This is a genomic window from Superficieibacter sp. (genome assembly GCF_032071645.1).
Taxonomy (GTDB): domain Bacteria; phylum Pseudomonadota; class Gammaproteobacteria; order Enterobacterales; family Enterobacteriaceae; genus Superficieibacter.
This window is the reverse complement of record NZ_DAMAPU010000002.1, coordinates 139,481-151,321: the sequence shown is the minus strand read 5'-3', so window position 1 is coordinate 151,321 and position 11,841 is coordinate 139,481. Positions and strand designations below refer to the sequence as shown.

The window sequence follows — 11,841 nt, the reverse complement described above, 5'->3', positions numbered from 1 at the left end:
ATCACTTGCAACAACTTCACAAAGTCTTCACATTTATAGCCAATAAACCGTAAATTGAGCGCTTCGGCTCCCTGAATGAGATGAGAGAAAAATGAGCAAAAACGCGATCTCCGTGCAGTACTGTTCACAGTGCAACTGGATGCTACGCGCCAGCTGGATGGCGCAGGAACTGTTACAGACGTTCAGTACCGATCTCGACTCCGTGCGTCTGATCCCCGGCACCGGCGGGATTTTTATTATTGATATTGACGGTCACGTGATCTGGGATCGTAAGCAGGATGGCGGCTTTCCCGACGCGGCAGAGTTAAAGCGCCGCGTGCGGGATTATTGTTTCCCGGAGAAAAATCTGGGACACGTGGAGAAAAAAAGTGAGTGAGCGTCTGGCGATTGCGCGGCATCTACCCCGCCAGCCACTGCGTTAACAGCGCGTGTAGCGTCGCAGGCTCCAGCGGTTTTCGCAATACCAGATATCCCTCCTCTTCGGCCTCTTTCAGCACCGGAGAGTTGAATTCGCCGCTGACCATCGCACCGCTGACGTTCGGCAGGCGCTCAAGCAGCGCCTTCAGGATGTCAAAACCGCTCTCACCGGATCGCAGGCGCTGGTCGCAAAGCACGACAAACGGCGTAAAGCCATCGTCGATGATGGCGAAGGCCTCTTCAGCGGAGGCAGCGCAGCGCACATCCAGCCCCCATGTATTCATCAGGCTTTTCCATGCGGAAATGACCAGCGGATCGTCGTCCACCACCAGGCAGGAGCCACGCAGCGACGAATGGCGGCTCACGGAAGCGACGGCGTCAGGCACGCCGTCAGAGGTTTTTTCTTCCCCAACATACTGTGCGAAGCGCATCCAGAAACGTGAGCCTTTATCTTCAATGGAATGCATACCGTACTCCACATTCATCATTTTGGCGCATCGCGCCACTACCGCCAGCCCAAGGCCGTGCCCGGCGCTGTCGATTTTCCACGCCAGTTCGGGGCGATAGTAAGGGGAAAAGATTTTGCCTTTTTCTTCGTCAGCAATGCCCACGCCAGTGTCCCACACCTCAAGGAGGCACTGTGCACCGCGCGGTCGTATGGCCACCAGCACACCCCCTTTTTGCGTATAGCGCAGCGCATTCTGGATCAGGTTGATCAGCGATTGCCGTACCAGTAGCGGGTCACCCATGACGTGGATGCGTCGTCCGGGCCGCCAGGTGCGAAGGACCAGACCGCGAGTCCGGGCTTCTTCCCGGAAAAGCGTGATCGCTGAATCCAGGAGCGCGCCGATGTCCACATGGACGGTAGTGGTGCCGATGCTGCCCGATTCGATTTTGCTCAGATCGAGCAGCGAGTTGAACATCAACTGCACGGAACGCACGCTTTGCTGAAGATCCAGCAGTTGCGGCATGAGCGCGTCGTTGTGGTTTTTATGAATGATGGCTTCGATCAGAAAACCCATCGCGTGTACCGGCTGGCGCAGATCGTGGCTGGCCGTGGTTAAAAACTGGTTTTTATCCCGCAGCGCCTGTTCTGCCTCTTCTTTTGCCTGGCGAAACTGCTCCGCCAGCCGGGCGCTCTGTTCTTCAAGATTTGCCTGCTGAATAAAGAACGCGTGCGAGGTTAACGCATGGCGATAAATCGCAAAACCGTAAAGCAGGTTGAGCATCAGCACAATTAACATCACGTTTTCCAGCCGACACACAATACCGAGATTTAATAATCCCCACGAGCCGAGAAAGAAACGCTTAAAGGTGCTGAATACGGGCGTCAGATGCGTTGCGTTAGCGGCGACAATTGCGGCAATACTGATATTCAGCAGCAGGAAAAAATCGAAATTATGGGTCTGGGGGGTAATAAAATAGAGCGATGAGATGCCAAGCCCGTGCGCAAAGGCCACTTTATTAATATGCGGCAGCCAGCGGCGTAATACCGCGTCGTCGTCATTCTCGCGGGCTTCACGCAAATAACGGCGATGCCATATTCTTACCATGATGGCGCACAGCAGGTAAATCACTATCCAGGCAATGGTTGGTCCTAATTGATCATCAAGCAAATAAAGCCAGATCGCGAAAGGAACGCCGACAAAGGGCACCGCCCCGAAGCTGAAGACTAACCGACTAAACGTGTTATTCAGCAGGCGGATCTGCGCCCGCGATGAAATACTTTCCTGCGGCAAATCCAGCACCGCTTTCATGGCAAAGGCTCCCGATTGCCGTGGAGCAGCGTAATGACCTCAACGCGACTGTTAACGCCGAGTTTTTTTAAAATATTACTGATGTGCTCTTTTACCGTCGGTTCAGAAATGGCGAGCTGTGAAGCGATGCGCTTATTCGGCAGACCGCGCATCATCATATGTAAAACCTCTTCCTGCCGGGGCGTTAAATTAAATTTTTGCAGGACGCTGTTCTTTATTTTTATTTCTTTATTGCTTGCCGGAAACCATAGACAGTTATCCATCAACGCGAAGACCGCCTGGCTGAATAATTCCGGCGACTCGTTTTTCAGGACGAAACCATGCCCGCCTGCATTCTGCACTTTTTGCCAGATATCGTTATTTTCATCACCGCTGACCACGAGTAAACGCACTTTCGCGTAGCGCTGTTTTATCTCTTTGAGGAGTTTCAATGCCGTACAGGAGGAGAGCCAGAAATCGATCACTACTAATTCTGGTGGGCCGTTATCCCGGATGTGTCGGTAACAACTCTCTTCGTCAGTCGCCACGTATGCCTGTCTGAAATGACAGTGAGTATTGAGAAAACTGGCGATGCCACTTGCCACCAGAGGGTGATCGTCAATGACTAACGCATAATTTTGTCCCAAAAGCCTCTCCTTTCAGCGGATAGAATCGGCGCTATTCTGACAACTTTATCCATTAATTACCCTCCCTACTTTAGGAGGGTTTTTTATTGCAGGAAAGAGAAATATCTTATTTCAGGATTTAACAAAAGAAAACGTATTGCGATGCAGCAATCGATACTGTCTGGTTACAAGGATAATTTATGCAAAAACCATTCATCGCACTCGCCGTTACCTTAATGGTGGCGGGTTGTTCGACGTTAAAAACCGATCAGGCTGTTCCGCTGCTTCAGGCAGAAACGGCAAAAATGCTGGGGCTGGGGTCGTCAGATGAAATAACCGTCACCCAGGTGAATGGCGAACAGCCCGACGCTCTGGGCGGACAAAAACTTACCTATCGTGCAACAACGGACAAAGGGCGAATTTTCGATTGCTCATCCATGATGATGCCCGGCATTTTAGGTTCGGCCCCCGCACTGAGCGCGCCGAGCTGTACGCCAGTCGTCACACATAAATAATTCTCGCAGAGAGCGGTTCTCTTGCTCTCTGTTTTCACCCGCCGGAGCATGACGATAAGGAAGTCATCTGTTTTGCTTCGCCGGATAATTTGCCTGCACGCCTGAATTCGCGAAATAAAGGGTCATCAACGTCAGTTCCCTGAATTTTTATAAAACAACGACCCTCGCGACATCACGTAATCAATGTGGAGATAGCACGTGAATGACAATTTCTCGCATCATTTAAAAGTGAAAACCTCACTTTCTAAACTTTACCTCGCATTGTTCTCTGCCCCACTGATGCTGTTAACACCTACAGGTTTTACTTACGCCGCCGACGCTATTATTGACGGCGAATCGCGGGTCACGGAAACACTGGTTTACGATGGCGATGTGTACGTTGGCCGTAATCAGAGCGGCAACCTGCTGATCGATAATGGCAAAATCACCGCCTGGAACGTCAATATTGGCCGTCTCTATAACGGTAAGATTTATGAAAGCAACGTCACGGTCAGTGGGCCAAATGCCGAACTGAACGCCCTCAACGATCAATACATACTGCACGGCGGGCTGAATCTGGGTCTGGGTACGTTGCGGGTCGAGAATGGCGCGCTGGCAAGCGCGAAAGAGATCGTTGTGGGCACCAGCCGGGGCTATGACAGCCATCTCATCGTGACCGGTGCTGGTTCCCGCGTCGTCAGTAACTACCTTACCGTCGGCAACACGATGGGTTCCCGCTCCACCTTGTTGATTGAAGACGGCGGATTATTAACGACCGCCAACGAGGCGCGGATCGGCGACGGCTATATCCCGGATGAGGCCGACAAGCTCAATCCGAAGGGCACGGTGACGGGGGAAAATTCCCAATGGAATGTTGCCCGTACGCTGACGCTTAACGGCGATCTGGATGTGCTGGACGGCGGCGCGGTCAGCGTCGGCAGCGCAGAAGTAGCGGGCGTTTCGGGATCGCAGAAAACCGCCGAGCTGTATGTTGCGGGCAGCGGCTCCAGCTTTACCAGCGGCAACAACATTATCGTCGGCGATTATGGTAACGGCGTGGTGTCGGTGGTGGACGGCGGCACCGTCTCCGCTGGCGACGGCGAACTGGTACTGGGCGATAGCGGAACGGGTTCTAACCGGGGCGCGCTGGTTATCGGCAGTCGCGGCAACATGGACACCGGCACCGGCCTGACGGAGCCGACGCTCGGCGCGGCGGGTGGCGCGGGCACCATTGATGCCCGGACGGCAATCAGCCTGCGCGGCGGACTATTCCGCAGCTACGTCTACTTCAACCACACCGCAGAGAACTACGACTTTGCGAACAAAATGAGCGGCGAAGGCGATGTTATCAACACCGCCGGGCAAACCACGCTGAGCGGCGATCTGACCCAGCTTCAGGCGAATGTCCTCGCGCGCGGCGGCAAAATTATCATCGCCAGTGATATCAATACCCAGAGCGAAGACAATCCTTTCGATATTCAGACCCTGAGCGCGGAAAACGGAGGGACGCTGATCCTGAACGCCACCGCCGGGACGGATGTCAGCAATGGGCTCGGCTACAGCAGCGCCGCGTCGATTAAATCCGGCGGCGTTCTTGGCGGGAACGGTACACTCGGCCAGACTGAAATTCTTTCTGGCGGCCATATTTCGCCCGGCGACGGGGGGATTGGCACTCTGACCCTGAAGCGCTACCTGAACTTTATCGGCGAGTCGTTTTACGATGTTGATATTACCGGCGATGGTCGCAGCGATCTGCTGAACGTGGCGGGATTAACCACCATCAGCGATCAGGCCAAAGTGCAGGTGACCGCGCTGGACCCGCAGACCAGCTACCAGACAGGCCAGAGCTACCGCATTCTTAACGCTGAAGGCGGGATCAACGGCCAGTTCGCGTCAGCGGTTTCCAAATCCGCTTTTCTCGACGTGTCGCTTAATCAAACGGCGAACGCCGTGGATCTGAACATCGCGCAGAAAGACAACGGCGGTGGCGAGAATCCCGGTAATCCCGGCGGTGAAAACCCCGGCAATCCCGGCGGTGAGAATCCTGGCAATCCCGGCGGTGAAAACCCTGGCAATCCCGGCGGTGAAAACCCTGGCAATCCCGGCGGTGAAAACCCTGGCAATCCCGGCGGTGAGAATCCGGGCAATCCCGGCGGTGAAAACCCTGGCAATCCCGGCGGTGAGAATCCGGGTAATCCCGGCGGTGAAAACCCTGGCAGCGGCACACCTGGCATTTTCCAGACGGTAGCGGAAACCGGCAACCAGTGGAATACGGCGGGTGCGCTCTCGACGCTGACGCAAAGCGGCCCGTCGCTGGCGCTGTATAACTCGCTGCTGATGCTCAGCGCGCCGGAAGCGCGCGAGGCGTTCAATCAGCTCTCCGGCGAAATTTACCCTTCGGTACAGTCCAGCCTGATTGCCAGCAGCGGTCAGGTATTTAACGTTCTGAATCAGCGGATGCTGCATGCGTTTGATAGCGATGTGCTGCCAGTGCCGCCACTGGCGATGTCGCTGGTGCAGTCGTCCCAACAGCAAAATAATGGCGTCTGGGGCCAGACGTTCGGTTCATGGGTCAAAAATGACGGCGACGACAATACCGGTAAGCTGAAGGGCAACACGGCGGGCTTCCTGCTGGGCGGAGATCGTCAACTGGCCGACTATAACGTGCGAGTCGGCGGCTTCTTTGGCTACAGCCGTGGAGACTTTGATGTCGACAGCCGTCGCTCTAAAACAGATACCGATAACTACCACCTCGGTCTGTATGCGGCGGGACGTCAGGATGCCTTCTCGCTGCGCGGCGCGGTCGGTTACACTTGGCATAAGATCGACGCCGAACGTAAGGTCGATTTCAGCGGTTACTCCGATCGGCTGAGCGCAGACTATGATGCAAATTCACTGCTGGGCTTCACCGAAGCAGGCTACCGTTTTGGCCAGGCCGATCAAAACATCGAGCCGTTCATCAACCTGAGCTATATCCGTTTGCATACGGATAATTTCCGGGAGAACGGCGGTGCCGCCGCGCTGAGCGTGCGTAATGAAACGATGAATACCTTTTACTCTACCCTCGGTGCGCGCGGCGTAACGGCGTTGCAGAATAACGTGAGTCTTTATGGCTCATTAGGGTGGCAGCACGCGTACGGCGATAAGAAGGCGTCCTCGGGGATGACCTTTGCCAACAGCGATTCTTTTATTACCGAGGGCAACCCGGTTGATAAGGACATGCTGGTAGGTGATATCGGCGTCAGCGTTAATTTGCCACGTAACGCCACGCTGGATGTCGGCTATAAAGGGCAATACGGCGCTGACAGTAGCGTTAATTCGGTTAACGCCAATATCCGCTGGTCGTTCTGAGTTAACAGGCGTGTTATCAATAAAGCCATCCCACATGGGATGGCTTTATTATATCTGATTGAACTTAGCGCGCTTTACCGACACCTGAGGCGAGACGAATCACCAGGGCTATCAGTGCATCCACATCTGCGTCCTGCGTGCGCCAGGACGATACGCTAATGCGCATGGCAGGTCGCCCCTGCCACACGGAGCCGCCAAACCAGGCTTCACCGGATGCCTGAACCGCCGCGCGCACGGCCAGCGTTTTTGCATCGTCTGCGCACCGAAACAGTACCTGATTAAGTGTTACCTCGTTGAGCACCTCAAAACCAGCCTCCGCCAGGCCATCGCCGATACGACGTGCCTGGGCGCAGTGTCCTTCTACCAGCCTGGCAACACCCTGACGCCCCAGGCTGCGCAACGCCGCCCACACCGGAATACCACGCGGTCGCCGCGAGAACTCCAGCGTAAGGTTTTTCTGTGCGTCCATACTGGCGCTGGAATAGGCGGCATCGCTGTTCATGGCGGCGGCCAGCGCCCGTGCATCACGGCAAATGGTCATCGCGCAGTCATAAGGCGTATTCAGCCATTTGTGCGCATCCGTGGTCCAGCTATCGGCCAGTTCAATGCCCGTGGTCAGGTGGGCAAGCGATGAAGCCCGCGCCCAAAGGCCGAATGCGCCATCCACATGCACCCACGCACCCGCGTTTCTGGCGAGCGGGATGATCTTCCCGAAAGGATCAAAGGCACCGGTGTTCACCTCCCCCGCCTGCAGGCAGAGAATCGTGCGCTCATCGAGCGGCGGGAGCCTGGCGGCATCTACCCGTCCCGCAGCATCGACCGGCGCGCGGATAATCTGATTCAACCCAAAGCCGAGCACGCGGAGCGCCTTTATGACCGTGATGTGGATCAGTTCGGAGACGACTACCCGGATTTCCGGCGCGCCGCTCAGCCCCTGTCCGTCGAAATCCCAGTTCTGGCGCGCCAGCAACTCGCGGCGCGCGGCGGCCAGGGCCGTCAATGTACAGGCCGTGGCGCTGGTCCCGAATCCGACAGCGCTCTCACGGGGGAGATCCAGCGCCTCAAGCACCCAGCGCGCGGCGACCCGTTCCAGCGTGGCGGACACCGGCGAATTATCAAACGTCGAGCCGCACTGATCCCACGCCAGTAGCAGTCGATCGGCGGCGGCGGCGGCAGGCAATGCCGCGCCGATCACGAACCCGAAGTAGCGCGGGCCGTTGGAGGCGGTAGTGGCAGGCGATCCCACGTCATCCAGCAGCGCCAGCGTGGCTTCAGCGGGCGCCCCCAACTCAGGCAGCGGCTCGTCGAAGGCAGCGAGAGCGGCAATCGCGTCGTCGGAAGGAAATACGCGCCGCTGAACCGTGGTTTCGGTATAGCGACGGCCAAGCGCATCGGCATGGGCCAAAAGTTCCAGTTCGTTCATTCGAGCCTCTCTCTTGTTATTTTTAACCTTAGCCACCGTCGGAAGCGGTAAGGCAGGGGACATCTTTTTAGCCCTGTCTGGTATCAAAACAAAACTGATTGAACGCCAGGCTATGTGGTTTTAAAATGCAACCAGATTCTTCCCCCTCTGTCAATCAGGAGATGAGATGCCATCCCGCAAACCCATGAACGACGAGCCTTGTCCTGTTGCACGCTCCGTCAATCTGATCGGCGATCGCTGGTCGTTACTGATCGTGCGCGATGCCTTTGACGGTATGCGCCGCTTTGGCGATTTTCAGCGCAGCCTGGGGATCGCACGCAACATTCTTGCTGACCGACTGCGCAAGCTGGTCGATGCCGGTATCCTTGATCTCCAGAACGCCTCGGATGGCACGGTTTATCAGGAGTATGTCCTGACCGCCAGAGGGGAAAGCCTGTTTCCCGTCGTGGTCGCGCTGCGGCAATGGGGCGAAAAATACCTGTTCGCTGATCAAGAACGTCATTCTCTGCTGCTCGAAAAGCACACCGGAAGGCCAGTTCCTTTGATGGCTCCCACCGCGCCCGACGGCACCGCGCTGAAACCGTCGGCTACCGAGGTGCAGAAGGTTAAGTAGCGTTTCCCCCATCACAATCTATTGCGGTTTGCGTCCGCTTATTCTTTCTCAGGCTTCCCTACAGCATAGCCCCCCGGCCCGTAACCGTTTTTTCCGTCAGCGCACATACCTTCACAACCTTACCTTATCTTTCGATTATCTTCATTATTAGACATTCATCACAAAAACAATCTCCAAAACCCTATATTTTCTTTCGAAGAAAATAAACGAAAGGTTTCGGAGGAAGAATGTTCGTCATTTCAACCAAAGCAATGCTGCAAAAGGCACAGCGTGAAGGTTATGCGGTGCCTGCCTTCAATATCCACAATCTTGAGACGTTGCAGGTTGTGGTTGAAACCGCTGCTGAACTGCGTTCGCCGCTGATTGTCGCCGGGACGCCAGGGACGTTCAGCTATGCGGGTCAGGACAATATCGTGGCGATTGCCGGGGCGCTCGCTCATCAGTACAACCAGCCGCTGGCGATCCATCTGGATCATCATGAAAAGACGGCAGACATTGAGGCGAAAGTGAACGCCGGGATCCGCTCGGTGATGATCGACGGTTCTCATCTGCCGTTTGATGAGAACGTCGCGCTGGTTAAGCAGGTGGTCGATTACTGCCATCGCTACGACGTCAGCGTCGAAGCAGAGCTGGGGCGGCTGGGCGGACAGGAAGATGACCTGGTGGTTGAGGGGAAAGATGCGCTGTATACCCAACCGCAGCAGGCGCTTGAGTTCGTTGAGCGGACGGGTATTGATTCGCTGGCGGTGGCGATCGGCACCGCGCACGGTCTGTATAGCGCAGAGCCAAAGCTGGATTTTGAACGGCTGGCGGAGATCCGCGCGGCCGTTACGGTCCCGCTGGTTCTGCACGGCGCATCCGGCCTGCCCACCCACGACATACGCCGGGCGATTGCGCTCGGCGTATGCAAAGTCAACGTCGCCACCGAACTGAAAATGGCCTTTTCCGATGCGCTGAAAGCGTACTTCCTTGCCAACCCCGATGCCAGCGATCCGCGCCATTACATGGTGCCAGCGAAAGCCGCGATGAAAGAGGTGGTGAAGAAAGTGATTGCCGACTGCGGGTGCGAAGGAAAGCTTTGAAGATAAATAAAAGTAAACGGAGAGCGAAATGAAAGAGATTATTTCTGACCATAAAGCGGGTGAGCATACAGGTATTTGTTCCGTTTGCTCAGCCCATCCGCTGGTGATTGAAGCCGCCCTGCGCTTTGATTTGCCTGGGCAGCACAAGGTCCTGATTGAAGCAACCTCAAACCAGGTCAACCAGTTTGGCGGCTATACCGGGATGCAACCCGCCGACTTCCGCGACTTTGTGTATAAGATTGCGGATGACGTAGGCTTTCCGCATGAGCGCATTATTCTCGGTGGTGACCACCTCGGCCCGAACTGCTGGCAGAACGAAAACGCCGCTTCGGCGATGGAAAAATCGCTGGAGCTGATCAGAGCCTATGTCGCCGCAGGCTTCAGCAAAATTCATCTTGATGCGTCGATGTCCTGCGCCGACGATCCGCTGCCGCTGGACCCAAACGTCGTCGCGGAACGTGCGGCGCAGCTTTGCGCCGTGGCGGAGCACACCGCGACGGCAGAGCAGAAGCGCCATCTGACCTATGTCATTGGCACCGAAGTTCCGGTTCCCGGCGGCGAAGCAAGCACCATCGGAACGGTCCATGTCACCCGCGCCGAAGATGCCGCCAACACCCTTGCCACCCATCAGGCCGCGTTCCGTGCGCTGGGGCTTGAAGAGGCGCTTAACCGGGTGATTGCGATTGTGGTCCAGCCGGGCGTCGAGTTCGATCACACCCAGATTATCCACTATCAGCCGGAAGGCGCGCGGGCGCTGTCTGGCTGGATCAAAGAAACGCCGATGGTCTATGAAGCCCACTCCACCGATTATCAGACCCGCTATGCCTACCGCGCGCTGGTGCGCGATCACTTCGCCATCCTGAAGGTCGGTCCGGCGCTGACCTTTGCCCTGCGCGAGGCCATTTTTGCGCTGGCGCAGATGGAAAACGAATTGATCGCCCCGGAAAACCGCAGTCAGGTTCTGGAAGTGATCGATGAAGTCATGCTGAACGAGCCGCGCTACTGGAAGAAATATTACCGCCCGACCTGGAGCCAGGCGATGGTGGATATCCACTTCAGCCTCTCGGATCGCATCCGCTACTACTGGCCGCATCCACGTATTCGCCAGAGCGTAGAGAAGCTGGTCGCCAATCTCAGCGCCACCACCCTGCCGCTGGGGCTTATCAGCCAGTATCTGCCGATGCAGTTTGAGCGCCTGGCGATGAGCGAGCTGACCGCCACGCCGCACGATCTGATCCTCGACAAAATTCAGGACGTTCTGCGGGCCTACCGTTACGGTTGTTCTTCCGAAATAGCCTGACTGTATAAAGAGGATTTATGAGCCAATTGTTTGTTCGCACCGGGATTAATTTCAGCACCTGCCAGCAGGCGCTGGAGCACATTGGACAAGAAATGCTGGCGAAGGGCGTCGTGCATGAGTCTTATCCGCAGGCGCTGATGGCGCGGGAAGCCAGTTTTCCGACCGGTATCGCGCTGGAACATCATGCCGTTGCCATTCCCCATTGTGAGGCGGTGCACGCGAAATCCCCCGCCATTTACCTGATCCGGCCAGACACGCCGGTTGCGTTTCAACGCGCGGATGACGAAGACGACATTGCCGTCTCGCTCATCATCGCGCTGATTGTGGAAAACCCCAGCGCGCAGCTGAAGCTCCTGCGCCGGTTATTTAGTGAGCTACAAAACCCTGGCACGCTGGACGCATTGCTGGGAGCAGCAGATGACCGTCTGGCCGCGCTTTTTCAGGAAACTATTATGATGACTGAACCCTGCGCCCAGGCTTAACAACATACTGATAATAAAAGGAATACCCTATGAAACGTAAAGTTATTGTCGCCTGTGGCGGCGCTGTTGCCACCTCAACGATGGCGGCAGAAGAAATTAAAGAACTCTGTGAAGCCAATAATATTACTCTCGATCTGGTCCAGTGCCGGGTGAATGAGATCGAAACCTATATGGATGGGGCGGATCTCATCTGCACGACGGCAAAAGTCGATCGGACCTTTGGCGACATTCCGGTGGTGCACGGAATGCCGTTTATCTCCGGCGTCGGCATTGAAGCGCTGCAACAAAAAATCCTGAGCATCCTGGTGGGGTAACGT

Annotated in this window: 11 protein-coding genes; 8 read left to right on the top strand and 3 right to left on the bottom strand. The window is 56.0% G+C overall.

Going from position 1 to position 11,841, the window contains the following annotated elements:
- Positions 1-91 precede the first annotated feature (91 nt).
- On the top strand, positions 92-376 hold the full coding sequence (locus tag RT197_RS05010; protein ID WP_312947959.1) for a SelT/SelW/SelH family protein: 285 nt from the start codon (positions 92-94) through the stop codon (positions 374-376).
- A 22-nt stretch (positions 377-398) separates the two neighbouring features.
- Here the strand turns inward: RT197_RS05010 and RT197_RS05005 are convergent, their stop codons facing one another.
- Both RT197_RS05005 and RT197_RS05000 read right to left on the bottom strand, forming a co-directional pair.
- Entirely contained in the window at positions 399-2,174 is a 1,776-nt protein-coding gene (locus RT197_RS05005) for a hybrid sensor histidine kinase/response regulator (protein WP_312947956.1), read from the bottom strand.
- Positions 2,171-2,800, bottom strand: a complete 630-nt coding sequence (locus tag RT197_RS05000) for a response regulator transcription factor (protein ID WP_312947954.1) — start codon at positions 2,798-2,800, stop codon at positions 2,171-2,173. Before RT197_RS05000 ends, RT197_RS05005 begins: the two co-directional genes overlap by 4 nt.
- 179 nt (positions 2,801-2,979) lie before the next feature.
- On the opposite strand from RT197_RS05000, the gene RT197_RS04995 reads away from it, so the two are divergent.
- Entirely contained in the window at positions 2,980-3,294 is a 315-nt protein-coding gene (locus tag RT197_RS04995) for a hypothetical protein (protein ID WP_312947952.1), read from the top strand.
- 198 nt (positions 3,295-3,492) lie between these two features.
- Positions 3,493-6,624 (top strand): autotransporter domain-containing protein, encoded by a 3,132-nt coding sequence (locus RT197_RS04990; protein WP_312947950.1) that lies wholly within the window; start codon positions 3,493-3,495, stop codon positions 6,622-6,624.
- 64 nt (positions 6,625-6,688) lie between these two features.
- Here RT197_RS04990 and RT197_RS04985 read toward each other — a convergent pair whose 3' ends face one another.
- On the bottom strand, positions 6,689-8,047 hold the full coding sequence (locus RT197_RS04985) for a pyridoxal phosphate-dependent decarboxylase family protein (RefSeq protein ID WP_312947947.1): 1,359 nt from the start codon (positions 8,045-8,047) through the stop codon (positions 6,689-6,691).
- A 166-nt stretch (positions 8,048-8,213) separates the two neighbouring features.
- Between RT197_RS04985 and RT197_RS04980 the strand changes: the two genes are divergently transcribed.
- From RT197_RS04980 to gatB, 5 genes are all read left to right on the top strand, one after another.
- Positions 8,214-8,660, top strand: coding sequence for a helix-turn-helix domain-containing protein (locus RT197_RS04980; RefSeq protein WP_312947944.1), 447 nt, complete (start codon positions 8,214-8,216; stop codon positions 8,658-8,660).
- Positions 8,661-8,887: 227 nt separating this feature from the next.
- Positions 8,888-9,742 (top strand): tagatose bisphosphate family class II aldolase, encoded by an 855-nt coding sequence (locus RT197_RS04975; protein ID WP_312947942.1) that lies wholly within the window; start codon positions 8,888-8,890, stop codon positions 9,740-9,742.
- Between the two features lie 28 nt (positions 9,743-9,770).
- Entirely contained in the window at positions 9,771-11,042 is a 1,272-nt protein-coding gene (gatZ, locus tag RT197_RS04970) for a tagatose-bisphosphate aldolase subunit GatZ (protein ID WP_312947939.1), read from the top strand.
- A 17-nt stretch (positions 11,043-11,059) separates the two neighbouring features.
- Positions 11,060-11,524 carry a PTS galactitol transporter subunit IIA gene (gene gatA / locus RT197_RS04965; protein ID WP_312947936.1) on the top strand — a complete coding sequence of 155 codons (465 nt, stop codon included), beginning with the start codon at positions 11,060-11,062 and terminating at the stop codon, positions 11,522-11,524.
- A gap of 29 nt (positions 11,525-11,553) precedes the next feature.
- On the top strand, positions 11,554-11,838 hold the full coding sequence (gene gatB, locus RT197_RS04960) for a PTS galactitol transporter subunit IIB (RefSeq protein ID WP_176919829.1): 285 nt from the start codon (positions 11,554-11,556) through the stop codon (positions 11,836-11,838).
- Positions 11,839-11,841 lie beyond the last annotated feature (3 nt).

What these genes read in the sequence shown, in the direction of transcription:
- RT197_RS04995 (WP_312947952.1), top strand. Translation starts at nt 2,980, where the DNA reads ATGCAAAAACCATTCATCGCACTCGCCGTTACCTTAATGGTGGCGGGT.
- gatZ (WP_312947939.1), top strand. Translation starts at nt 9,771, where the DNA reads ATGAAAGAGATTATTTCTGACCATAAAGCGGGTGAGCATACAGGTATT.
- RT197_RS05010 (WP_312947959.1), top strand. Translation starts at nt 92, where the DNA reads ATGAGCAAAAACGCGATCTCCGTGCAGTACTGTTCACAGTGCAACTGG.
- gatB (WP_176919829.1), top strand. Translation starts at nt 11,554, where the DNA reads ATGAAACGTAAAGTTATTGTCGCCTGTGGCGGCGCTGTTGCCACCTCA.
- RT197_RS04980 (WP_312947944.1), top strand. Translation starts at nt 8,214, where the DNA reads ATGCCATCCCGCAAACCCATGAACGACGAGCCTTGTCCTGTTGCACGC.
- gatA (WP_312947936.1), top strand. Translation starts at nt 11,060, where the DNA reads ATGAGCCAATTGTTTGTTCGCACCGGGATTAATTTCAGCACCTGCCAG.
- RT197_RS04975 (WP_312947942.1), top strand. Translation starts at nt 8,888, where the DNA reads ATGTTCGTCATTTCAACCAAAGCAATGCTGCAAAAGGCACAGCGTGAA.
- RT197_RS04985 (WP_312947947.1), bottom strand. Translation starts at nt 8,047, where the DNA reads ATGAACGAACTGGAACTTTTGGCCCATGCCGATGCGCTTGGCCGTCGC.
- RT197_RS05005 (WP_312947956.1), bottom strand. Translation starts at nt 2,174, where the DNA reads ATGAAAGCGGTGCTGGATTTGCCGCAGGAAAGTATTTCATCGCGGGCG.